The 21990-nt window shown below is 46.1% G+C and carries 25 protein-coding genes; 11 read left to right on the forward strand and 14 right to left on the reverse strand.

Annotation, left to right across the window (positions count from 1 at the left end):
• Positions 1–39 precede the first annotated feature (39 nt).
• The 4 genes from SD450_RS13295 to SD450_RS13310 all read right to left on the reverse strand — a co-directional run bounded on the left by SD450_RS13295 (position 40) and on the right by SD450_RS13310 (position 5268).
• Positions 40–1494 (reverse strand): Gfo/Idh/MocA family protein, encoded by a 1455-nt coding sequence (locus tag SD450_RS13295; RefSeq protein ID WP_318344940.1) that lies wholly within the window; start codon positions 1492–1494, stop codon positions 40–42.
• A 211-nt stretch (positions 1495–1705) separates the two neighbouring features.
• On the reverse strand, positions 1706–2287 hold the full coding sequence (locus SD450_RS13300; RefSeq protein WP_318344941.1) for a Swt1 family HEPN domain-containing protein: 582 nt from the start codon (positions 2285–2287) through the stop codon (positions 1706–1708).
• Positions 2280–2915, reverse strand: coding sequence for a DUF5343 domain-containing protein (locus SD450_RS13305; RefSeq protein ID WP_318344942.1), 636 nt, complete (start codon positions 2913–2915; stop codon positions 2280–2282). The genes SD450_RS13300 and SD450_RS13305 overlap by 8 nt, the downstream gene beginning before the upstream one ends.
• A gap of 181 nt (positions 2916–3096) precedes the next feature.
• Complete coding sequence (locus SD450_RS13310; RefSeq protein WP_318344943.1) at positions 3097–5268, reverse strand: endonuclease MutS2; 2172 nt, start codon at positions 5266–5268, stop codon at positions 3097–3099.
• A gap of 285 nt (positions 5269–5553) precedes the next feature.
• On the opposite strand from SD450_RS13310, the gene SD450_RS13315 reads away from it, so the two are divergent.
• Positions 5554–6219 (forward strand): uracil-DNA glycosylase, encoded by a 666-nt coding sequence (locus SD450_RS13315; protein WP_318344944.1) that lies wholly within the window; start codon positions 5554–5556, stop codon positions 6217–6219.
• A 2-nt stretch (positions 6220–6221) separates the two neighbouring features.
• On the opposite strand, the gene SD450_RS13320 is transcribed toward SD450_RS13315, so the two are convergent.
• The 7 genes from SD450_RS13320 to SD450_RS13350 form a co-directional block, all read right to left on the reverse strand.
• Positions 6222–7070 carry a substrate-binding domain-containing protein gene (locus SD450_RS13320; RefSeq protein ID WP_318344945.1) on the reverse strand — a complete coding sequence of 283 codons (849 nt, stop codon included), beginning with the start codon at positions 7068–7070 and terminating at the stop codon, positions 6222–6224.
• A 44-nt stretch (positions 7071–7114) separates the two neighbouring features.
• Positions 7115–7999 carry a nucleoside phosphorylase gene (locus SD450_RS13325; RefSeq protein WP_318344946.1) on the reverse strand — a complete coding sequence of 295 codons (885 nt, stop codon included), beginning with the start codon at positions 7997–7999 and terminating at the stop codon, positions 7115–7117.
• A 4-nt stretch (positions 8000–8003) separates the two neighbouring features.
• Entirely contained in the window at positions 8004–8936 is a 933-nt protein-coding gene (locus SD450_RS13330) for a DUF1835 domain-containing protein (RefSeq protein ID WP_318344947.1), read from the reverse strand.
• 143 nt (positions 8937–9079) lie between these two features.
• Positions 9080–9409: a translation initiation factor gene (locus tag SD450_RS13335; protein ID WP_318344948.1), complete on the reverse strand. Its 330-nt coding sequence runs from the start codon at positions 9407–9409 to the stop codon at positions 9080–9082.
• A 35-nt stretch (positions 9410–9444) separates the two neighbouring features.
• Positions 9445–9786, reverse strand: a complete 342-nt coding sequence (locus SD450_RS13340) for a DUF5615 family PIN-like protein (RefSeq protein WP_318344949.1) — start codon at positions 9784–9786, stop codon at positions 9445–9447.
• Complete coding sequence (locus SD450_RS13345) at positions 9786–10007, reverse strand: DUF433 domain-containing protein (protein WP_318344950.1); 222 nt, start codon at positions 10005–10007, stop codon at positions 9786–9788. Before SD450_RS13345 ends, SD450_RS13340 begins: the two co-directional genes overlap by 1 nt.
• Positions 10008–10112: 105 nt before the next feature.
• Positions 10113–11063, reverse strand: a complete 951-nt coding sequence (locus SD450_RS13350; protein WP_318344951.1) for an isopenicillin N synthase family dioxygenase — start codon at positions 11061–11063, stop codon at positions 10113–10115.
• Between the two features lie 111 nt (positions 11064–11174).
• On the opposite strand from SD450_RS13350, the gene SD450_RS13355 reads away from it, so the two are divergent.
• From SD450_RS13355 to SD450_RS13385, 7 genes are all read left to right on the forward strand, one after another.
• Positions 11175–13151, forward strand: coding sequence for an alpha-ketoacid dehydrogenase subunit alpha/beta (locus SD450_RS13355; protein ID WP_318344952.1), 1977 nt, complete (start codon positions 11175–11177; stop codon positions 13149–13151).
• Between the two features lie 132 nt (positions 13152–13283).
• Positions 13284–13727, forward strand: coding sequence for a lipocalin-like domain-containing protein (locus SD450_RS13360; protein ID WP_318344953.1), 444 nt, complete (start codon positions 13284–13286; stop codon positions 13725–13727).
• A gap of 7 nt (positions 13728–13734) precedes the next feature.
• Positions 13735–14427 carry an OmpA family protein gene (locus SD450_RS13365; protein ID WP_318344954.1) on the forward strand — a complete coding sequence of 231 codons (693 nt, stop codon included), beginning with the start codon at positions 13735–13737 and terminating at the stop codon, positions 14425–14427.
• Positions 14428–14596: 169 nt separating this feature from the next.
• A complete protein-coding gene (locus SD450_RS13370; RefSeq protein WP_318344955.1) occupies positions 14597–14929 on the forward strand; it encodes a hypothetical protein in 333 nt (110 codons plus the stop codon).
• A 114-nt stretch (positions 14930–15043) separates the two neighbouring features.
• Entirely contained in the window at positions 15044–15961 is a 918-nt protein-coding gene (locus SD450_RS13375) for an EamA family transporter (RefSeq protein WP_318344956.1), read from the forward strand.
• Between the two features lie 67 nt (positions 15962–16028).
• A complete protein-coding gene (locus SD450_RS13380; RefSeq protein ID WP_318344957.1) occupies positions 16029–16589 on the forward strand; it encodes a DUF4251 domain-containing protein in 561 nt (186 codons plus the stop codon).
• A 227-nt stretch (positions 16590–16816) separates the two neighbouring features.
• Entirely contained in the window at positions 16817–18010 is a 1194-nt protein-coding gene (locus SD450_RS13385; RefSeq protein WP_318344958.1) for a PQQ-dependent sugar dehydrogenase, read from the forward strand.
• Positions 18011–18016: 6 nt separating this feature from the next.
• On the opposite strand, the gene SD450_RS13390 is transcribed toward SD450_RS13385, so the two are convergent.
• Positions 18017–18349, reverse strand: a complete 333-nt coding sequence (locus tag SD450_RS13390; RefSeq protein ID WP_318344959.1) for a hypothetical protein — start codon at positions 18347–18349, stop codon at positions 18017–18019.
• Between the two features lie 257 nt (positions 18350–18606).
• Positions 18607–18732, reverse strand: coding sequence for a hypothetical protein (locus SD450_RS13395; protein ID WP_318344960.1), 126 nt, complete (start codon positions 18730–18732; stop codon positions 18607–18609).
• Between the two features lie 41 nt (positions 18733–18773).
• Between SD450_RS13395 and SD450_RS13400 the strand changes: the two genes are divergently transcribed.
• The 3 genes from SD450_RS13400 (at position 18774) to SD450_RS13410 (ending at position 21263) form a co-directional block, all read left to right on the forward strand.
• Positions 18774–19151 (forward strand): hypothetical protein, encoded by a 378-nt coding sequence (locus SD450_RS13400; RefSeq protein ID WP_318344961.1) that lies wholly within the window; start codon positions 18774–18776, stop codon positions 19149–19151.
• A 21-nt stretch (positions 19152–19172) separates the two neighbouring features.
• A complete protein-coding gene (locus SD450_RS13405; RefSeq protein WP_318344962.1) occupies positions 19173–19622 on the forward strand; it encodes an HAD domain-containing protein in 450 nt (149 codons plus the stop codon).
• A 459-nt stretch (positions 19623–20081) separates the two neighbouring features.
• A complete protein-coding gene (locus tag SD450_RS13410; protein ID WP_318344963.1) occupies positions 20082–21263 on the forward strand; it encodes a DUF4062 domain-containing protein in 1182 nt (393 codons plus the stop codon).
• Between the two features lie 7 nt (positions 21264–21270).
• On the opposite strand, the gene SD450_RS13415 is transcribed toward SD450_RS13410, so the two are convergent.
• Positions 21271–21891, reverse strand: coding sequence for a JAB domain-containing protein (locus SD450_RS13415; protein WP_318344964.1), 621 nt, complete (start codon positions 21889–21891; stop codon positions 21271–21273).
• Positions 21892–21990 lie beyond the last annotated feature (99 nt).

Raw genomic sequence — 21990 nt, forward strand, 5'->3', positions numbered from 1 at the left:
TTGGCGACCCTTTTGTTTGTATATGGTGATTTCCAACGATTACACTTCCCACCCTTCACGATAGGTCCGGGTAACAAATTGGTTGGCATCTTCAAAATTGGTGACCTTCATGTTCTCTCCGTCCCATAGCAGCTTTTTGCGGCCATAGAATTCAAAATTGCCCTCGGCATTCGGTCTGCGCAGCATATAGCTACGGATGGCCAAGTTGCCCATGAGAACGGTTTCCGTCATAGGTCCTGCATAATCAAAGGAGGACGTCAGGTCCAAGTGTTCCTGGCTGCCAAAACCGGCTTTACAGGCATCCACCCATTTGCGCTGGTGTCCATATTCGGGCTCTGGCATGTCCTCTACCTCTGGTCCGAACTCGGTGGTGCCATTGTTCAAATAGAGTTTTGGTGTCAAAGGTGAACTGTCGTTGATGTTGGTGGAGATCACCCCGTTTTCCCCATGGATCAGCACACCGTTGTAACTTCCCGGTCCACCAATGTCGCTGTCCGCAGGAATGATCTCTGGATGGGAGGGACGTATGCCCCCATCGCTCCAGGTCATGATCAAGGGCGCTCCGGTTTTCTCGGTCGCTTCGTAGTTCAACGTGATGAACGAGGTGGCCGGACAACCTTCAGGATGGTAATCGGGGTTCCACATTTGGGAAAACACTGTTCCCACGCTACATTCTGCAGCTGTAGGGTAGCCCAGTTTCAGGGTTCGGTACGGAATGTCCACCAAATGGCATCCCACGTCGCCCAAAGCTCCGGTTCCATAGTCCCACCAGCCCCGCCAGTTGAACGGATGCAGGTTGGGAATGTAGGGTTTCTCGGGAGCAGGGCCCAACCAAAGGTCCCAGAACAGGTCGTCGGGTTTACCTTCGGGGTTGGGTTCGGGCATGGCGTAGCCTTGCGGCCACACAGGGCGGTTGGTCCAAATTTCCACTTTGGTGATCCGGCCCAATGCCCCGGAATCCACCCATTTCTGCACCAGACCCAATAGCGGGTTGGACCCTCCTTGGTTGCCCATTTGGGTCACTACTTTTTTGTCCCTCGCCATTTGGGTCAACACCCTTGCTTCGCGGATGTTGTGGGTGAGGGGTTTTTGGACATACACATGCTTGCCACGCTGCATGGCGTAGGCCGCTGCGGGTCCGTGGACGTGGTCCGGGGTACTGATGGTCACCGCATCGATGTCCTTTTCCTTATCGAGCATTTCCCGATAGTCGTTGTAGAGCTTCGCCTTGGGAAAAAGTTCCACCGATCGCTTGGCCGACCCTGAAAAATCCACATCGCAAAGGGCCACTACGCGTTCGCGCCCGTTCACGGACGCATTGGCAATATCGCTGGCACCTTTACCGCCGGCACCGATTGCAGCTAGGTTCAGACGGTCACTGGGGGCCAAAAAGCCCGGCCCACCCAACACGTGGCGGGGTACGATGAAGATACTGGAAGCCATTGCAGTGTTCTTCACAAAGTTTCTTCTACTTGAGGATGATTTTTTCTTCATTTTTTGTTTACGTTGTTTTGGTCGTGAATTGCCAAACAAGATAGGAAAAAAATAGAAGGAGTTGGTTTCAGGTTGGACCGGGATAACAAAATGATAAAGAAAAGTGGGTTTTGCTATCGTTTCTTGTATATGGCTGCGGTGTGTCTCGGCACAGACCTCTCCAAATGTGGACTGACCAAGCTATAGCTTATTTATGGTGTGTGCATAGTTTTTATTCCATTAGTCTAAACCAATCTTTCACGGTTAGTTCAAGTCTTACGACTTCATCTTCTGCTAACGGGCTACAATGGGCAATTGGACCTCTTAACTGATTTAAGTTGGTCATGATTCTTTGAAAAGAGCGTTGTCCTCTTTTGAATAAATCTTCAAAAGCAACCCAATTCCCTGATACAATTTGACTTAATTCACCGAAAGTTGTGTAGTCGATTGGTTCTTCGGATCGAATTGTAAAACCAGAGTCTTCATCTCTTTTAATGTTGTCTCGAACATTTTTCTTTATTGGCTCACTTACTTTTTCTTCCCACCAATCAATTCCAAATTTCTCGTCCATTAATTCTCTAATAAGTTTCCTAATTGATTTTTCTAAGCAGTAGAATACTTCGTAGTGCTCAGCCATAAACTTTGCTTCTTTTCTAAACTCAGCATCAAATTGAAGGTAATATTCCTTTTTCTGAACTTCAACCTTTGGTTCTCTCCCTAGGTTAATATCAAACTCATTCTCTAACTTATCTAAATGATGCTCGGTAAGTGAGTTTGCAAGACTGAAGAGTTTGATTTTATCAATACTATTCATCCAATAAATTTTCTTTTAATGATTTAAAAATGGCATCGTATATCGCTGGGTCATCAGTTTTGGGCAAAACTAAATTGATGGTATAGTTTAAGCCTAGCTTAACTCTATTACTCTTTGCTTCTTGTGGAACTTGAATAGCTTCGGATTTATTTAACTTTTCATCAATCTTTCTTTCTTCTACCACTTTATCGGATGTTTTTGCTTCGAAATCTGCAAATTCTTTAGCATTAACAAACGATCTTACTATTACCGCCACCGTATTATTATCATGAGCTTTACCAGTTATTTCAGAAATTAATTTCTTTACATCTTTATCGGGAAGGTCATGTGCATACTCATTTCTCATATAAAGTTCTTCATATCCGATTTTTAGAGCTTTTGCCATCGCTGCACCTCTAAAATCAGGGTTTCTGAAATTCTTGTAAAGTTGAGTTGGCGTTCCATCTGGATTAAGTAATCCGCATTTCTTTGCCCATGAAATAAATGTTCTTTGATTTCCACCAGGGAAACCAAGTTTGGTTCCTAAAAAATCTGCATTAAAGGATTCTGGAACACTAGCTTCGATGATTTTATTTAGAATTTTTCCAAGTGTTCCGGGAGAACTCATGTATGGTAAATCTTTATTCATGTATTATTTTTTAGATTATGCACAACGTTAGAGATATGATTCGGTTTTAAATGAATTATATTATCCGACACCGAAGTCAACCGAAAAATCGGCAAAAAAACAATACGGTAAGTTATTGATTTATGAGGAGTTATCAACATTCTAAAAAAGGGATTCCGTACCAAGTGCGGAATAAAAGTGCCTATTTCTTAGCCTCTACCAACTCCAACTGCTCCACGCCCACATTGGTAGTGAATATCCCGTAGTTCACCACGGCCTTGCCCTTCTCCAGACTATCGATACTGCCCACGGCCTTGCCGTCCATCAAACGGACGCGGTCGCCCACCTTAAAGACAGGCCTGGGCTTGTTCTTTTCGGCTTGGACCTCTTTTTTCTTTTTCTCCTTTTTCTCCACCCGCACTTTTTGGATCTTTTGCTCCAGTTCTTGGGCCACCTGTTGCTGCTGTTCCTGTTTTTCCTTGGCTTTTTTTGCGGTGGTCTTTTTTCGCTTGCTGTTCTCGGTCTCCACGATCCTGAGCAGTTCCGAGATCAACGGACGTTTTTTATTGTCGATGAAATAGCGTTCCGCAATGGTATTCACCTTGTTGCCCAATTGGATCATCCGCTGGTTGTGGTCATATAGTTCCTGATAGCTCTCCAACTTTGACTTGATCTTGGTGTTGAGCTGTTCCAAACGTTCGGATTCTTCACGGGCCTTGGTTTCCTCTTCTTTGAGTTTGGAGCCGGTCTCCACCATTTTGCTCCGTTCCTTTTGCAACTTGGCAATGGTGGCATCGAACCGGACCTTGCCCCGCTCGATTTTCTTCTTGGCTTTGTTGATCAAAGAGTAGGGGATGCCGTTCTTCTGCGCCACCTCAAACGTAAAGGAGCTTCCTGCTTCGCCCAGCACCAGTTGGAAGGTAGGCTCCAGGGTCTTGGCATTGAAGAGCATGTTCGCATTGGTGGCATGGGGCAGCTCATTGGCCAGTGCCTTCAGGTTGGCGTAGTGGGTGGTGATGACACCGTAGGCCTCACGCTCATAGAACACTTCCAAAAAGGCTTCCGCCAAGGCCCCGCCCAGCTCGGGATCACTTCCGGTGCCAAATTCATCGATCAGGAACAGGGTCTCATCATTGCACTTTTTCAGGAACTGGTTCATGTTCTTTAACCGATAACTGTATGTACTCAGATGATTTTCAATGGATTGATTGTCCCCAATATCGGTCAAGATCTTTTCGAACAGGCAGACCGAGCTGCGTTCGTGTACGGGAATGAGCATACCGCTCTGCAACATCACCTGCAAGAGGCCAATGGTTTTCAGGGTGATGCTTTTTCCCCCGGCATTGGGACCAGAGATCACGATAATGCGGTTCTCCTTGTGCAGTTTGATGGTCTGCGGCCACGTTTTTTGTTGTTTTCGTTTGTTGGACAAATAGAGAAGGGGGTGATAGGCATCCCTTAGGAACAGTTCCCGCTCCTGATTGATTTCGGGCAAAATGGCATTCATGTCCAAAGCGTATTTGGCTTTGGCTGCTGTGATGTCCGTATCCACCAAATAGGCCTGGTAGGTTTTTAACAGTTCCAGATAAGGTCTGATCTGGCCTGTCAACTGGTTCAATATTCGTTGGATCTCCTCTTTTTCCTCAAATTCCAGATTGTTCAGTTCACGGGCATAGGTCAGGGTCGCTTCGGGAACTATATAGACAATGCTGCCTGTTTTAGAGGCACCCATCACACTGCCTTTCACCTTTTTGCGGTGCATGGCCTTCACGGCCAACACCCTTCGGTTTTCCATGACGGATTCCCGGATTTCGTCCAAATAGTCCAGTGATTGGCAACGTACCAGTGCAGCCCCAAAACTTTGATTGATCTTGCCCCGCACCTCATTGATCAGGCTACGGATATGTCTCAAATCGGCAGACGCCGAATCCTTGATTTCCCCGAATTTATCGATAACGGCATCAATGGCTTCCGAAATCTCCGAATTGGGTTCCAACCCTTCCGATTTTTGAAAGAGCAATGGATAGTATTCCTTAAACTTTTTCAGGAATTTTTGATGGATGGCCACTGTTTTGCAAATGTTCCCGATTTTTCGGAAACCCATGATCTCCAGCGTACTGTTATCTATCTTCAACAGCCCGAGTTCTGGATTGATTTGATCAAAACCATGGTTGGGAATGCGGTTGTCGTTGGAAAAAGAAGCCAAATACTCCGAAGTTTGCCCCAAAACTTCCATCAATTCCTCCTTGTCATCAATGGGGACAATGTGCAGGGCGTGTTCTTTACCGAGCTCTGTGTTGCAGCGGGCCGATATTTGGTTCAAGACCGTTGGAAATTCGAGGTCTTGTAGTGTTTTGGGGTGAATGTTGCGCATCTTTTTCCGTTAGCAGGACAAATATAGGATTTTGCTGTTTTTGTTCTGACCCCATAAAGTAAAAGCATAGCAATACGTACATTCAATGGCATTGTTTATTGGTCAATGAAATTTGTCAGTTCGAGTGATTTTTCGAAAGAAAAATAGTATCGAGAACCAGAATTTCAAATCAAAACCTCTTAGCTTCGCCAAAGCTTTAAGTTCTCGATACAAAATTCCTCCGGAATTTCACTTGAACTGACAGTTGATTAGATTTGTGTAAGCATTATCAAAAAGAAATAGCACATGGATGTTGCCATTGAGCCCAGTTGGAAGGCCCATTTACATCAAGAGTTTGAAAAGCCCTATTTTCAACAATTGACCCAATTTGTGAAGCAGGAATATCAACACTATACCTGTTACCCAAAGGGTAAGGATATTTTTGCCGCTTTTGACCATTGTCCGTTCCAAGAGACGAAGGTGGTCATCATCGGGCAAGATCCCTACCACGGCCCCGGCCAGGCAAACGGCCTCTGCTTTTCCGTAAAGGATGGCATTCCCCATCCTCCTTCCTTGGTCAATATCTTTAAGGAAATCAAGACGGACGTGGAAAAACCCTATCCGAAGAGCGGCAACCTGGAGCGCTGGGCCGACCAAGGAGTGCTCCTCCTGAACGCTACCTTGACTGTGCGGGCACATCAGGCGGGAAGCCATCAGAACAAAGGTTGGGAAACGTTCACGGATGCGGTCATCCGAACGGTATCGGAACAATTGGAAGGGGTCGTTTTTCTACTTTGGGGCGGGTTTGCCAAAAAGAAATCCGCTTTGGTCGATCAACGGAAACACCATATCCTGACTTCCGGACATCCCTCGCCTTTGAGTGCCAACCGCGGACTCTGGTTTGGGAACCAACACTTTAGCAAAACCAATCGATTGTTGGCCCAAATGGGCAAGACGAGCATTGAGTGGTAGGTTTATTTCCAAAGAAACCGCGAAGGTTCTTTGATTTCTTCAACCAAATTGAGCTGGAACAGGCGGGATTGGATGCCTTCCAAGGTTTTTGGGGCCATCTGTTGTTGCCCCCAAGTGGTTTTTCCCAGCCACTCCTGAATATCTTCCAGTTGTTGCCCATATCGATTGGAAAGGGTCCTGTCGATACTCGGAATATCCTTGAATTCCAACGTATAGGTATTGATGATGTCCAGAATGTGGCCTACAATCCCTCTGTTGTCTTTCAGGAACGAATCGGTGGCCGCAATCACAAAACAAGGCCAAGGGGTAGGGCAGTCGCCCAATCGTTTAAAGGTCCCATTGTCCACCAAAGGTTTTGTGGTGAAATGTTCCCACATGAAATAGGCATTCGAGCCTTCGGTCAGATTTTTTACGGCACCGTCGAGGTTGTCCACGATTTCAAATTGGAGCTTTTCTGTGTCCCAACCCTGGTTTTGGGCATTCACATAGGCCATCAAATGGCTTCCGCTTCCCATTCGGCTTATGGCCACTTTGTCGTGCTGCAATGAAGCTATGGACGTTCTTTCACTGTCCGCCGCCACATGGATGCCCCAGAGCAGGGGTGATGAGACGAATTCTTGGACAATCTTGCTGGGATTTCCTTGGGATATGCTCTTGATGATGCCCTCCGTTAGGATAATGGCCATATCGGCCTCCCCAGTTTCCAGCAACTGACACATTTTTCCTGTGCCTTCGGGGACATCTGTCCAGTCAAGCGCTATACCCCTGTCCTCAAAAGCCCCTTCTTCCATGGCCAAGTGCCAAGGCAGGTTAAAATGTTCCGGTACCCCGATGATGTTCACGTTCTTCATCTCTTCATGTTGATAGGACAAAAATAAGTGTTCCGCACGGTATTTTATACCGATGGATCACTCACTAGCCGTTCCAGGGTAAATTTGATCAAGGAATCTATGGTCTTGCCGCCATCCGTTGAGAATTCCCCAGTGGCCCGATTGGCCAAGATAGCGTTCAACGACACGGCTTTGTGCCCCATCAATTGAGAAAGTCCGTAAATGCCTGCGGTTTCCATTTCCAGATTGGTGATGTGCTGGCCTTCAAATGAAAATGAAGCCAGTTTGTCCTGAAAATCCAACACTTTTGGAGCCAAGCGGAGTATTCTTCCCTGAGGGCCATAAAATCCTGGATTGGTGACCGTTATGCCTGAATGAAAGCCTGGGGAAAGGAATAGTTTTTTTAATTGCACATCGGAATCCACGACATAGGGCACAATGTGGTGTCCGCCCCAATCCAAATGCTTGATGAGCGCCCTTTCCATAGCTTTGTTTCTGGGGTCGGAATTGCCATAGAAATGCATGAGTCCATCAAGGCCAATGGCCGAAGTGCTCATCAGGAACGAATCAATGGGAATTTCCGGACGGATAGTGCCCGATGTACCGATTCGTATGATACCAAGCTGTTTTTTTTCATTTTTGACCTGTCGCGAAGCGAAATCGATATTGACCAGCGCATCCAATTCGTTCAGCACAATATCGATATTGTCCGTGCCGATACCCGTGGAGATCACGGTGAGGCGTTTTCCCGATAAATGTCCGGTATGGGTCAGAAACTCGCGCTTGCCTTTTCGTACTTCGATGCTATCGAAATATTTGGATACTTCGGGAACACGTTCCGGGTCCCCGACCGTGATGATGGTTTCCGCAATATCCTCAGGCAAAAGATTGAGATGGTAAATGCTGCCATCAGGGTTCAGAATAAGCTCTGAGCTTCCTAATGAAAACATCCACTTAGAGTTTTAAGATGCGGTTGGTGTCGGTATTATACAGGAAGTTATACTTTAAGGAGCCACCCAAATATAATTGATTATCACGTATTTGCGAATAATAATTTGATTTGTTCTCCAATACTTCCTTGCCTTTTTTGGTCAATTTGACAGGATTGAAGGAATTGAAGAGTGGTTTCAAGGAAGTGATGATGCGTTCGTATTGCGTGTCGCCAAAACCATAATACCCTTGATCGGACAGCAACTGCCCCATGAGGGCGTTCCTCGATTCTGGTTTTTTGGCCACCGCGGTTTTCAACACATGGTTTTCCAGTTCGTTGAGGCCATTTTTTATGGTTGGGAATCGCTTGAGATGGGTTTTTAGGGCTTCGTTTAGATACTCAAATTGAAAATCGTTGTTGGCCAACTGATTTTCCATACGTATGGGATTGTCACTGCAATACAGCTGCCAGATGTAATCCGCATACTCAATATCATCCTGGGAAAGCATGGTACGGCTTTCGTACAATTGCAGCAATCTTTCGTCGCTGAGTTCATTGAGTCCGTACAATTTGCCACTTTCATCTTCCTTGCCACTGCACACCAGTGAAATTTCGGCATGTCGCCTGTGCTCCTTCAGCCAACTCAGGACAGCCAGCATGTTTATTTGGCAAAAAAGGTCGTATTCAAACCATAAAACAATATGGTCCTGCTGTTTATGGTTACAAAGGGAACGGTATTCCTTGAGTGTCTTTTCTACGAACCAAGACTTGGTGACCTTGTAATTTTTGTTGAGGAATTCAAACCGGGTCTTCCAAAAAGATTCGCTTCCCACGGCGCAAAGGGTCTTGCCCTCGCATAGCATTTCCCGCCATGTGATAATGTCGCCCTTTAGCTGTAAGGACTGCAATCTGGACGTAAAACTGTCCCCGTTGGTAATGTGCAACAGTGATTTCATTTTCAGCTTTAGTTTTTGTTGGTTAGGAAGAATAAAATTAAAACATCTACCAAGAACACAAAAATTTTTTCACAAAACATTGGTTTTCAGCATCTAATTTTAACACGTAAAAGCCTCGTACTTTCATTTTGGGGAAATTCCAGTCATCCCCCGACCCGTTTCACTGAAAAACCATTCTCTTTCAGAAAGGTCATGATCTTGTCCCTGTAATCGCCTTGGATAATGATAGTATCATTCTTGAAACTGCCCCCAACGCCCAAAAATGTTTTCAGGTCCTTGGCCAGTTTTTTAAAATCACTTTCGGCCCCGTTATAGCCTTCCAAAATGGTAATGGGTTTGCCCTTACGCTTTTCATATTTGCAGATAATGGGGTCGTCCTGCAGCCAATAGGATGGGGCATCATTGTTTTTTTCGGGCTCCTCATCGGGCACGTGGTCGGGAAACAGATTTTTGAGCTGGTCGTGTAGATCCAATTTTTTAGTGTATGTGATAAAAAAATTTCTAAATGTCAATCAATTTCTAAACAGGATAAGTCCCTGAAGTCTTCATTGCTCAAGAAATTATGGATTGTTAATTTGTGTTGGATGAGGCGGTCAACAATTTCACTTGTAGTCAAATTACCGGATCGAATCCAAATTATTTTTGGCGGATGCCCATTTATAATACTGATGTCATAAAAATCAGAATCAAAAGTTACGACTGCATATCCATTTTTCTTGGCGTAATCCCAGATTTTAGAATCTCCAACGTTGGTTAAATTGCATTCTGAAACATGAGCGCATCCTTCAAAATCCTTTCCAAGTTTAGAAACTATCCTAAATGAAATATTCTGATCAAAGAGCAATTTCATTAGTTGGCATACTGTAATTTTCGTTCTTTGTCGGCAGCATAGGCCAAGCATGCCTTAATGTCATCCGTTGTCAGCTCCGGAAAGTCATTGATAATTTCCTTAAACGTCATTCCAGAAGAAAGCCAACCCAATACATCATAGACCGAAATGCGGGTTTCCCTAATGCATGGTTTCCCAAAACGCTTGTGGGGATCTCTTCTTATGATAGTCTTGTAATCCATAGCCATGATTTCACACAAAGATAACCAAATGTGCCAGTGATACAATGTGCCAAAAAGCAAATCAACGAAAGGCATCACAAGATTACCCTCCCTGATTCCTTATCTCTATTTTTTGACCAGCCCCAATTCAATGAGCCTTTCGTGCAAAAATTCCCCTGCGGTAATGTCCTCGTAGGCTTTGGGGTTTTCCTCATCGATACAGTTCTCCAAGCAGTTCAATGGCATTTCGCTGATGGGGTGCATAAAGAACGGAATGGAGTATCTGGACGTGCCCCACAGTTCCCTTGGCGGGTTCACCACTTGATGGATCGTGGATTTTAATTTATTGTTGGACAGTCTGGAAAGCATGTCCCCCACATTGATCATCAATTGGTCGGGTTTAGCAATGGCATCCACCCATTCCCCTTGGTGATTTTGCACCTGCAGTCCCTTTCCGTGCGCACCCATGAGCAGGGTAATCAGGTTGATGTCTCCATGCGCCGCAGCCCTGACCGCATTTTTGGGCTCCGTGGTGATAGGAGGGTAGTGGATGGGCCGCAGAATGGAGTTTCCGTTCTTGATGAAGTCATCAAAATAGGTTTCCTCCAGATCAAGGTGCAGGGCCAGTGCACGCAACACATATTTGGCTGTTTTTTCCAGCATTTGATAGGTTTCCTTGCCAACGGCGTTAAATTTGGGCAGCTCCTCCACCGTCACATTGGCCGGATATTCCGCTTCCAGTTTCGGATTGTCCTCCACATATTGGCCAAAATGCCAAAACTCCTTCAGGTCGCCCTCCTTTTTGCCCTTGGCATGCTCCTTTCCAAAGGAAGTGTACCCCCTTTGTCCGCCAATGCCCTCAATCTCATACTTGTCCTTGACCTCTTGGGGCAGTTGGAAGAATTTTTTGATCTCGGAATAGAGGTCGTCCACCAGTTCATCGGATAAAAAATGTCCGCTCAGGGCCACAAAGCCGATACCCTCAAAAGCAGCACCTATTTCCTTGACAAACTTTTCCTTTCGGGCCGGGTCCCCGGAGATGAAATCCTCTAGGTTTACACTTGGAATCGCACTCATATCTAAATGGTTTGTAATAAGGTCAAAAGTAATGAATCTTACCGAAGATTTTTGAAGTTTACGGAAAGATGGGGGGGGTTTTACTACTTTTAGACCGTTGAATTTTATCGTATGAGATATCATATTGGCGACCTGGGTCAACAGAAATTGCTGGACCTGTACACTGGGATGCTCAAGCCCCGGATGATTGAGGAAAAAATGCTGATCTTGCTGCGACAGGGCAAGGTTTCCAAGTGGTTCAGCGGCATCGGACAAGAGGCCATTTCCGTGGGCGTGACCCAAGCCCTGAAAGAGGACGAATATATTTTGCCCATGCACCGCAACCTTGGGGTCTTCACTTCCAGAAGCATCCCCTTGAACCGATTGTTCTCGCAATGGCAGGGAAAACAGAGCGGTTTCACCAATGGCAGGGACCGCAGTTTCCATTTTGGCACCCAGGAATATAAGATTGTGGGCATGATCTCCCACTTGGGTCCACAGTTGGGGGTGGCGGATGGTATTGCCCTGGCCGATATGCTTCGGCGCAAAAAAAGGGTGACGGCCGTTTTTACGGGCGAAGGTGCCACCAGCGAAGGCGATTTCCATGAAGCGCTCAATGTGGCATCCGTATGGAACCTGCCCGTATTGTTCTGTATCGAAAACAATGGCTATGGACTTTCCACGCCCACCAATGAGCAATACAACTGTGAACACCTGGCGGACAGGGCCAAGGGATATGGCATGGAATCCCGCATCATCGACGGCAACAACATTTTAGAGGTCTATGCCAAGGTGGACGAGCTCTGCAAGGCCATCCGAAAAAGGCCGAGGCCCATACTTTTGGAGTTCAAGACCTTTCGTATGCGCGGGCATGAGGAGGCCAGTGGCACCAAATATGTTCCTGAAAAGTTGATGAAAGAATGGGAAAAGAAAGACCCTATTGCCAATTATGAAGCCTTCTTGCTGGAAAATGGATTGTTGTCCGAAGAAAAAATAGAACAGCTAAAAGCCGGAATATCAGAAGAAATCGATGAAAATTTGAAACTTGCTTTTGATGAGCCGACGATTTCCTTTGATGAAACCAAAGAGTTAGGTGATGTTTACCAACCATTTGACTATCAAGAAATAAATCCAAAAGAAGGGGTGAAAAACATCCGCTTTGTGGATGCCATTTCGGAAGGATTGGAGCAATCCATGTACCGCCACAACGAATTGATTTTGATGGGACAGGACATTGCCGAGTATGGTGGCGTCTTCAAGATCACGGAAGGTTTTGTCCCCAAGTTCGGAAGGAGCAGAGTACGGAACACGCCCATTTGCGAATCCGTGATTGTCTCCGCGGCCATGGGGCTTTCCATCAACGGAATGAAAGCCGTGGTGGAAATGCAGTTCGCTGATTTTGTGAGTTCCGGATTCAACCCCATTGTGAACTACTTGGCCAAATCGCATTACCGCTGGAACGAAAAAGCGGACGTGGTGATCCGTATGCCCTGCGGGGCGGGAGTAGGGGCGGGACCTTTCCATTCGCAGACCAACGAGGCTTGGTTTACGAAGACCCCCGGCCTCAAAGTCGTCTATCCCGCTTTTCCCGCGGATGCAAAAGGCTTGTTGAACACGGCCATCAACGACCCCAATCCCGTGCTGTTCTTTGAGCATAAGGGACTGTACCGAAGCGTGTACGGCGAGGTGCCTTCCGACTATTACACGATACCTTTTGGCAAGGCCAATTGGGTAAGGAAAGGCGAGGCCATTTCCGTGGTCACCTATGGTGCCGGGGTACATTGGGCCATCGAAGTATTGGAAAAACATCCAGAAATCGACGCGGATCTCTTAGATTTGCGCACACTTCAACCTCTGGATTTTGATGCCGTCAAGACTTCCTTGAAAAAGACAGGCAAACTGATCATTCTGCAAGAGGACACCCTGTTCGGGGGCATTGCGAGTGATATTTCCGCCATGGTCATGGAAGAATGTTTTGAGTATCTGGACGCCCCGGTAAAGCGCATCGGCAGTCTGGAGACCCCTGTTCCGTTTGCGAAGGAACTGGAGGCAAATTACCTGCCCAAGAAGCGGTTCGAGGCGGCATTATTGGAATTGTACGCATATTGATTTGCAAACATTTAACCATTTTTTGATGGATAAAACAACTTTATATTGACCCATTTCGTATCTTTTATTGAACATTAACTTTTAAATCTTATGGTAAAACGATCATTATTATTCGTCGCAATAGCAAGCTTTTTGCTTGTTTCGTGCTCAGTATCCAAAAGTGCCCGATCCCAAAGGGATATTTTCAGCGGTACCTGGAATTTGGACAATGTGTACTACGAAAACAACTCCGGCAATTTCAAGTCGGTCATCTTCAACGACGCAGAGGACATCTGCTTCGAGGACAGTGAGTGGTTCTTTAGGGACAACAACAGTACGGGAAGGTACACCATCAAGCAGAGCTCCCTTTGCCAAGGTGGCGACCGTTTTTTCCGTTGGTCCGTGGTGGAGCCCACCTCCAACTACTCCAGCCAATTACAATTCAAGTTCATCGATGAAAACCGGAAGGACATTTCCGGAGGTTATGGGTATCGATTGAACATTGTGAGCCTAACAGAACAGGCCATGACCCTCAAATCCAACGTATCGGTGGACGGACAACCCGTGACCGTAGTATATGAATTCTCAAGAAAATAAAAACAACATGAAAAAGATCTTCTTAAAAAGTACAACAGCATTCTTGGCCCTGAGCCTTATCCTGAGCTGTGATGCCGTAAAAAATGCAAACAACACCCAAAAAGGTGCCGCCATTGGTGCTGGTAGTGGTGCCGTCATTGGCGGTGTCATCGGGAACAACGTAGGAAAAGGAAATACGGCCCTTGGCGCCATCATCGGTGCCGTGGTGGGTGGTGCGGCCGGAGGCTACATCGGTAACCGAATGGACCGTCAGGCCGAGCGAATCGAGGAAGAGATCCCCGGCGCAGAAGTGCAACGGGTGGGAGAAGGTATCAACGTGACCTTCAGTGGTGAAAACGGTGTGTATTTTGACACCAACAAAGCTGAGATCAAAGGAGCTTCCGCCACTACTTTGGACAAATTGGCCGGAATTTTCAAAGAATACCCCAAAACCAATGTCTTGGTGGAAGGCCACACGGATTCTGATGGTGCCGCTGAATATAACTTGGGGCTTTCCCAACGCAGGGCACAGGCCGTGACCAACTACTTAGTGAGCAAGGGCATCTCCAGCGGACGCTTTACCACCAAATGGTACGGCGAGGAGCAACCCATTGAAAGCAATGAAACGGCGGCCGGCAAAGCCAAGAACAGAAGGGTGGAGTTGGCCATCATCGCCAGCGATGAGCTGAAACAGGAAGCCTACGAGGAAACCAACAATTAAATTCATCACGTCGATGATGTTTGATATAAAGGCCCGGTGCAAATGCATCGGGCTTTTTGTTCATAGAAGTTGATGAAACCATTAAATCAACGTTAATGCCGATCCAACTATCCCCATTATTTCGTAACTTAATGGACACAAGCAACTTCCAATCCCAAAACACCAGGCCATGAACACTGTCAACGAAAAGAACACGCACCACAAACAAGAGTTGCTCATCCGCATGGAACGCAACCACGAAATCATCCAACGGTTGTCCAAAAAACTATGTTCGTACACCTGTGAGCCCAAATGTCCCGCTAGTTTTGAGAAATACAGCGATCTAAAGCGAAACTTCAAGCTGTTTGAAAAATACCAAAAACAGATTACCTCCCTGATCCAAGGAAAAAAGACGGGAATGGTGCATGGTCTTGAACGGGAGGTCCAACTCCACCTGAAGCGTTTCAGGGAATTGGAAGCGGACATCGCCGCCTATCTTTTGGAAACCATGGAGCATTCCTGATTTTTCCGTTTCTGTCCCAAAAAGCAAAGCCATTTTGATGTAAAAGATGGCCATCAAATGTTTTTTACTCTTTTAAACATCCGTAATATTGCAAGGCCATAAACTTGTGCTGGAATGGGAAAATCCTCTAACTCCGTCTTGGTCATCCTTGCCTTTTTTGCCATCTACGTCATCTGGGGATCTACCTACCTGTTGAACAAGGTCGCAGTGTTGGAACTGGAGCCTTTCATGTTGGCCTCTTGCCGCTTCACCACCGCCGGAATCCTGATCTTTATCCTGGCCAAGATCATGGGAATCCCCCTAAAGATCACCAAAAAACAATTGTGGAACGCCATCATTGCGGGCATTCTCTTTCTCAGCTTTGGGAACGGGGTAGTGGTGTGGGCCCTCAAGTATGTGGACAGTGGGTTCGCCGCTCTGGAAATATCTGCCCAACCACTCATCATCCTATTGCTGATGCGGGTGCTCCAGGGCAAAAAGATACAGCCCATGTCCGTCATCGGTGTCGTTTTGGGCATCGTGGGCATCTATTTGCTGGTGAGCCAGAAACAGATCATTGCCAAGGAAGAATCCATCATCGGCATGGTCATGATCTTCTTTTGTATGTTGAGTTGGGCCTACGGCAGCCTTTTTGTGGCCAAGGCGGACCTGCCCCACAACTATTTTGTGAACACCGGCTACCAAATGTTCACTGCGGGCATCACCTTGGCCCTGATGAGTTTGGCATTTGGCGAAAACTGGACGGCGCCCCTCGATTGGAGCGGCGAGGTCCAGCTCTCCATGGTCTTGCTGATTGTTTTCGGGAGTATCTTGGCCTTTACCTCGTTCAATTACCTGCTGAAGGCGGTTTCCCCGGAAAAAGTGGCCACCTCCACCTACGTCAACCCCATTGTGGCCCTCTTGTTGGGCTGGTACTTTTTGGACGAGCAGATCACGGCCCAATCCATAATCGCCGCCACCATCCTTTTGACGGGCGTCTATTTCATCAACACCAAAAAGACATTGGCCATTTTTGAACGGTTCAAACGTTAATGTTTTGGAAGGGTTCTGGGAAATCTAGCCAAGAATCCTTATTTTCAAGAAGGTTAACGACTTGATTATGAAAACTTGGACAGCTTACACTTTTTCCCTTTTGGTTTTATTTGCCATGGCCTGTGCCTCAGGACCGAAGTCCCAGGCCACCCCGGCCGAATTGGCTGCTTTTGAAACATTCGTCTCCAACAAAAGTTTCCAAATAGATGCAAAATGGGCACAACCCATGGCCAGTCAAGGGCTGAACAGTATCGCCAATGCAGGATTGCTCCCTCCAGGAAGCACGGCCAGCAGAATAGATGTCACAGGGTCGGGTGGATACCTTCGGGTGGTGGGCGACAGTGTGATGGCCGATCTTCCCTATTTCGGGGAACGCCAGATGGGCGGTGCGTACAATCCACAGAACGGCGGTATCCAATTCAATGGCATTCCCAAGGAATTTTCCATCGAACCGAACAAAAAAGGGAATGGAAAAATCCTACGCTTCAGCATCAACCATGATCTGGAAGCCTATCGGGTAATCGCCCAGATCTATCCGTCCAATTTCAGCTCCATCACCATTGCCAGCACCCATCGCACCACGATTTGGTATCAGGGTACCGTTTCTCCTTACGAACAAGAAAATTGAACAAGATCAAGTTCAAGAATCAAGTTCAAATGTATTCCGACTTCCGACTCCAAACACAAGTTCAAACTCAAGGATCAAGTTCAAATATATTCCGACCTCCGACTTCGGACTTCGGACTTCAGACATCGGACTTCCGACTTCGGACATCAAACACCCAACTTCTTCCATCTTCCATCATTTTGTTTTAGCTTTATGGGTTTAGAAACCAAAAACACCCATTCATTGCGATGAAGATGAACTATTTGCCCAAAAGCTCCCTTTTTGTATTGATGCTATCCCTTGCCGTGCTCTCCTGCAATGGTAAAAAGAAAGGGGACAACGAAGAAAATACAGACGAAAATACCCAAGCGGAAACTCCCGTACACGAAACCGACCTGCCCTTGGCACGGTTGAACCTTCCCGAAGGCTTCAACATCCAAGTCTTTGCCGAAGGCATTGACGGTGCCCGGTCCATGGCCATGGGGGAGGACGGGACCCTATTTGTGGGCACCCGCAACGAGAACAAAGTGTATGCCCTTCGGGATGAGGACGGCGATTTTTGGGCCGAGAAGGTTTACGAAGTGGATACCGACCTGGAGCAGCCGAACGGGGTTGCCTTTCGGGATGGCTCCCTTTATGTGGCCGCCGTCAGCCGTTTGTACAGATATGACAACATTGAGGCCCAATTGTCCGATCCGCCGGAGCCTGAGCTGATCTATGACGATTACCCCACGGAGTTCCACCACGGATGGAAATACATTGCCTTTGGCCCGGACAATAAGCTCTACGTGCCCGTGGGCGCACCCTGCAACATCTGCGACCGCACCGACGAGGACGAGCGTTTTGCCACCATCACCCGAATGGATGCCGATGGCAGCAACCGCGAGATCGTGGCCCATGGCGTGCGCAACACCGTTGGCTTTACGTGGCACCCAACCACCAACGAGCTGTGGTTTACCGACAACGGCAGGGACATGATGGGCGACGACGTTCCCCCTTGCGAACTGAACCGCCTCACCGAGGTGGGCCAGCACTTTGGCTATCCATTTTGCCATGGGGGCACGGTCAAGGATCCCGAGTTTGGCGACCAGCGGCCCTGTTCGGATTTTGTGGCCCCGGTCCAGGCGTTGGGGGCACACGTGGCGCCCCTTGCCGTGAAGTTTGCTTCCGGCCCCATGTTCCCTGAGCGCTACAAGGGACATGCCTTTATTGCCGAGCATGGTTCCTGGAACCGTTCGTCCAAGGTGGGCTATCGGATCTCGTTGGTGAAACTGGACAATAACAAGGCGGTGAGCTATGAACCGTTCATAGACGGATGGCTGGACGAAGGGACCCAAGAGGCCTTTGGCCGCCCCGTGGACCTGTTGTTCCTCGAAGATGGGTCGCTGCTCATCTCCGACGATGTGGGCGATGCCATATACCGCGTTACCTATAAGGGCTAGATAGCCTCACAAAAGACCTTCTAAGTACTTGGGAAGTGGTTTTTCCTCCATTTTCCAGGTACTTTTTTGATTGTCCCCGTCCGTGACCTCCAAAAAGATGTGCGTAGTGGCATATTTGCCCTTGGAGACAATGCGCTCCAGAGTATAGGTAAGGTCCCCGTCCCGGAACACATATTCGGCTTTGTCCATGCCGGGGCTTTCGGTGCATTTGCCATTGCGGATCACCAGATTGGGCTTTTCCAAGATCCCTTTGGGCTTTTGCCAACAGAGGTAGCGGATTTCCCCGCTCCAGTGCTCGTCCACCCTAATGGTGTAGTGCGGGTTGTGGCACAGGACCAAAAAACGCTTTATGCTGGGGTCTATGGGAAAAATGGTCGTAGGTTTATGATTGGTTTGGGCACTAATGGAAACGGCACCGTACCGCTCCGTATTGTGCTACACCTTGTTTCTTTTCCACCACCGTGCCCCATGCAGGAACCCGAACAGATAAACGATAAAGGCAATCAGCACCAAACTGATTTTTTGTAAGAGGTTTATGGTCTCTAAAGTCGTCATTTTCTTGTGTTTTTGGCTAAGCTACAAGATGCGTAGGATTTTTACGCATCCAATTGACGGATGACGGGTTTGAATTGACGGATGGGGGAGTTGGGTTGATGGATGAAGGAAATCCGGTGGGCAGATTCTTCTTTTTTTGCCTTTGGGATTACAACTGCACGATACATGTTTTAAAAAAATATATATTGGACGCCTTAATTTGTCCCAAATGAACGAAATTGACCTAGAAACCGTTAAAAAACTGTTGAATTCCAACGTATTGAACTTAACGGCAACCCAAGAAGCATTATGTCTGCCCATCCTACAACGGATATACAAGAAAATGAAAATTGGAATAAAATTTGAAGGTATAAAAGTGAAAGATTCCCGAATTGTGAACGGCCACCATAGATACATCTGTTCCCAGTTGGCAGAAGTTGAAGTCAAGTATATTGGTTGGGAAATAGCAAAAAGTGCGGTTGACTATGAATGGTCCAAAATAAAAATAGTTGAGGAAGATTATGAGAATGAGGACCAGATCAAAGATCATAACAAAAGGGATGCGGAATTGAACGATGTGGCCGAAAGTATTTTCAAGGATTTGTGAAATATGGATTAACTTTGCAACATGTTGATATTATTGGACATAGACGGTGTAATGGTTCCCAACAGCAACTGGAAAAGACCTGAATTTGAAGACGATGGTTTTCCAAGGTTCAGTAACAGGGCCACCAACAGCCTTCAGAAGATTATTTCTGAAACAGGCGCAGGTATTCTATTGACCACATCGCACAAGTCCAATTATCCCCTAAAAACATGGCGGAACATTTTTACCACCCGGGGATTGGGCAATGTGAACATCCAAAAACTCAGGACAAACACCTTGCAGATGGACCGAAAGGAAGAGCTGATACGATGGTGGAACAACAGGAACGAAGATCACTTTGTGATCATTGATGATGACAAGACCCTGAACAGCCTCCCGGCCCCCATGAAGGCAAAACTGGTACAGCCCAGTGCCACGGTGGGGCTTAACGAGGAGTTGGCCGACACCGCCATACAGATTCTAAGATCGTAAAAAGACGTTTCTTTATATTTGAATGAACCCGCTTTTGGCGGGTTTTTTCTTGGACGAGATCGGCAAGGACAACCTGCCCGTGACCGAGGGTACGCGCGAAGTGGCTCGCGACTGCCTGCAACAGTAGAGCTTACTAAAAACAGACCTACAAAAAATAAAGACCCAGGAGGTGGTCGCGGTAAATACCCGTATCAAGAGCAGCGGCCTGCCGGAACTGTATGTATCGTAGTAACTTGGTTTATAATTTTAAAAAATGGGAAGACCCTTTGTCCCTCCCATTTTTTTTATTACCGTAGATTAATGTGATAACTGTTATAATTATTGATGACTTTGAACTTATTCTTAATTTATCGCGTGCTATTATTTCTTACATTTAATAAATAGAATAAACCAGAGAGGGTTTTGATATAAAAACTCAAGAAACTCTATTAATATGAAATGCATTGCACATAGAAAACCATGCCTTCTCAGATAACGAATTATAGAGTTTTTTTAGCATCACCCGGTGATTTGTTGGACGACAGAATTGTAGTTGATGAAGCAATAAATGAACTCAATCACACTTTTAGCCCATCACTTGGCATTCATCTCGAATTGGTGAGATGGGAAACGCATTCCGCTCCCGGTGTTTCAAAGGAGAGTGTTCAAAAAATAATAAATAAAGACATAGGGGATTATGATCTTTTTATTGGACTTCTGTGGAAGAGATTCGGCACTCCTACGGATGAATATAACTCTGGTACAGAGGAGGAGTTCTTTAATGCCTATCAAAAATTCAAAGAAAAACCAGAATCAATAAAAATTCTCTTTTATTTTAAGAATTCACCCTTTACCCTTGATGATATTGACCCTGACCAATTGAAAAAAGTAAAGGAGTTTAAGTTAGATATCGCACAAAATAAAAATGTCCTTCATGGTGAATACAATGATTTACTTCAACTTGGATCGTATTTAAGAATGCATATTCCCAAACGAATTAGGGAACTACATGCGAATCATGATAAAAGATTGGAAAGAACTGAGAATGAAGATGAGGTTAAGAAGTTATCCGTTTTTGCGGAAGAAGAATACGGAATAATTGATTACCAAGAAATTTTTGATGAGAGTATTGCAAATTCCAATCAAGCCTTAAACAGAATAACTGAAGCCATAAATTGGGTTTCTAATCAGTTTCAGAGTAAAACCACCGAACTAAATGCGTTAATTGCTAACAAAACAAAACCTCCTGGAAGAAACGATATTAGGCAAATTCTGGCTAGAGTTGCAAAAGTAATGGATAATTTTGGGGCTAGAGTAGAAACTGAATCTCCAATATATTTTGATAATTTCCAAAATGCTATTAATAGTATTCAAGGTATTTTGAATATTTACAGAAATGATTTTGGAAATTATGATATGAATGAGATTATTGAAACTAGGGATTCTCTTAACGATTTGATTAGCGCAATGGAAGAGAATATTCCAACCATGGAAGGTTTTACACATTCATTCGATAAGTTTCCAAGAATATCAAAAGAATTAAACAAATCTAAATCTAATACTGGTCTAATAATGGGGAGTTTATTAGATAATTTATATATCAGTCTTTCTATTGCAAAAGATTTGAGGGATTCCTTCGACGATTTTATTTCAGACTTTTGAGTTTATATTACAACCCCCCAATAACCTTTAAACTCAACCCCGTAAGTTCTTTAATGGTGGCATCGTCATAACCTTTGGCCTTCATCTTTTTGGCAAACCTTATTCGTTCCTCTTTTACGGCCCGTTTTTTCTCGGTATCAATCTTAAACTGTTCCAATTCCTGCTTTTCGGGCCCCATGATCTCAAACAGGCCACTTTTGCGCAGTTCTTCCATCACGCCTTGGTCCTCAAAACTGGTGTACTCGGTCTCGGTGATCACCAAATGGTCCAGCACTTCTATCTGTAGCAGTTTGCCCGCCTTTAGCATATGGTCGGTAAAGAGGATATCGGCATCCGTCACCTTGTGGTTGCCGCTGGGGTGGTTGTGCACCAAGATGAGCTGGGAGGCCAGTTTGTAGATGGCCATGCGGAACACATCGGGCGGGTCGGCGTTCACCCGGTTGTGCGCGCCCAGGCCAATGAGCTCCACAAACAGCACCTTGTTGGCATGGTTGAGGCCCACCACCCAAAAATGCTCTTGGTTGCGGCGTATCTTGTTCTCCCGCAGCAACACCTGTTGCATGATCGCATAAATGTCCGTGGAGTTCAGCACTTTGATCCGTTGTTCTTTGGTAAGCCGTACGTTCATGGGTAGGTGTTTGCAATTTTTGGGTCTGGGAAAGGTAATCCAAGCTTTTGAGAAAAACAAAAATGCCCTGGGGTATAAAAAAACCGACCCCCACAAATC

Origin of the sequence: Flagellimonas baculiformis, assembly GCF_033441575.1 — a bacterium.
GTDB lineage: Bacteria > Bacteroidota > Bacteroidia > Flavobacteriales > Flavobacteriaceae > Flagellimonas > Flagellimonas baculiformis.

What these genes read in the sequence shown, in the direction of transcription:
- SD450_RS13295 (WP_318344940.1), bottom strand. Translation starts at nt 1,494, where the DNA reads ATGAAGAAAAAATCATCCTCAAGTAGAAGAAACTTTGTGAAGAACACT.
- SD450_RS13300 (WP_318344941.1), bottom strand. Translation starts at nt 2,287, where the DNA reads ATGAATAGTATTGATAAAATCAAACTCTTCAGTCTTGCAAACTCACTT.
- SD450_RS13305 (WP_318344942.1), bottom strand. Translation starts at nt 2,915, where the DNA reads ATGAATAAAGATTTACCATACATGAGTTCTCCCGGAACACTTGGAAAA.
- SD450_RS13310 (WP_318344943.1), bottom strand. Translation starts at nt 5,268, where the DNA reads ATGCGCAACATTCACCCCAAAACACTACAAGACCTCGAATTTCCAACG.
- SD450_RS13315 (WP_318344944.1), top strand. Translation starts at nt 5,554, where the DNA reads ATGGATGTTGCCATTGAGCCCAGTTGGAAGGCCCATTTACATCAAGAG.
- SD450_RS13320 (WP_318344945.1), bottom strand. Translation starts at nt 7,070, where the DNA reads ATGAAGAACGTGAACATCATCGGGGTACCGGAACATTTTAACCTGCCT.
- SD450_RS13325 (WP_318344946.1), bottom strand. Translation starts at nt 7,999, where the DNA reads ATGTTTTCATTAGGAAGCTCAGAGCTTATTCTGAACCCTGATGGCAGC.
- SD450_RS13330 (WP_318344947.1), bottom strand. Translation starts at nt 8,936, where the DNA reads ATGAAATCACTGTTGCACATTACCAACGGGGACAGTTTTACGTCCAGA.
- SD450_RS13340 (WP_318344949.1), bottom strand. Translation starts at nt 9,786, where the DNA reads ATGAAATTGCTCTTTGATCAGAATATTTCATTTAGGATAGTTTCTAAA.
- SD450_RS13345 (WP_318344950.1), bottom strand. Translation starts at nt 10,007, where the DNA reads ATGGATTACAAGACTATCATAAGAAGAGATCCCCACAAGCGTTTTGGG.
- SD450_RS13350 (WP_318344951.1), bottom strand. Translation starts at nt 11,063, where the DNA reads ATGAGTGCGATTCCAAGTGTAAACCTAGAGGATTTCATCTCCGGGGAC.
- SD450_RS13355 (WP_318344952.1), top strand. Translation starts at nt 11,175, where the DNA reads ATGAGATATCATATTGGCGACCTGGGTCAACAGAAATTGCTGGACCTG.
- SD450_RS13365 (WP_318344954.1), top strand. Translation starts at nt 13,735, where the DNA reads ATGAAAAAGATCTTCTTAAAAAGTACAACAGCATTCTTGGCCCTGAGC.
- SD450_RS13370 (WP_318344955.1), top strand. Translation starts at nt 14,597, where the DNA reads ATGAACACTGTCAACGAAAAGAACACGCACCACAAACAAGAGTTGCTC.
- SD450_RS13375 (WP_318344956.1), top strand. Translation starts at nt 15,044, where the DNA reads ATGGGAAAATCCTCTAACTCCGTCTTGGTCATCCTTGCCTTTTTTGCC.
- SD450_RS13380 (WP_318344957.1), top strand. Translation starts at nt 16,029, where the DNA reads ATGAAAACTTGGACAGCTTACACTTTTTCCCTTTTGGTTTTATTTGCC.
- SD450_RS13385 (WP_318344958.1), top strand. Translation starts at nt 16,817, where the DNA reads ATGAAGATGAACTATTTGCCCAAAAGCTCCCTTTTTGTATTGATGCTA.
- SD450_RS13395 (WP_318344960.1), bottom strand. Translation starts at nt 18,732, where the DNA reads ATGTATCGTGCAGTTGTAATCCCAAAGGCAAAAAAAGAAGAATCTGCC.
- SD450_RS13400 (WP_318344961.1), top strand. Translation starts at nt 18,774, where the DNA reads ATGAACGAAATTGACCTAGAAACCGTTAAAAAACTGTTGAATTCCAAC.
- SD450_RS13405 (WP_318344962.1), top strand. Translation starts at nt 19,173, where the DNA reads ATGTTGATATTATTGGACATAGACGGTGTAATGGTTCCCAACAGCAAC.
- SD450_RS13410 (WP_318344963.1), top strand. Translation starts at nt 20,082, where the DNA reads ATGCCTTCTCAGATAACGAATTATAGAGTTTTTTTAGCATCACCCGGT.
- SD450_RS13415 (WP_318344964.1), bottom strand. Translation starts at nt 21,891, where the DNA reads ATGAACGTACGGCTTACCAAAGAACAACGGATCAAAGTGCTGAACTCC.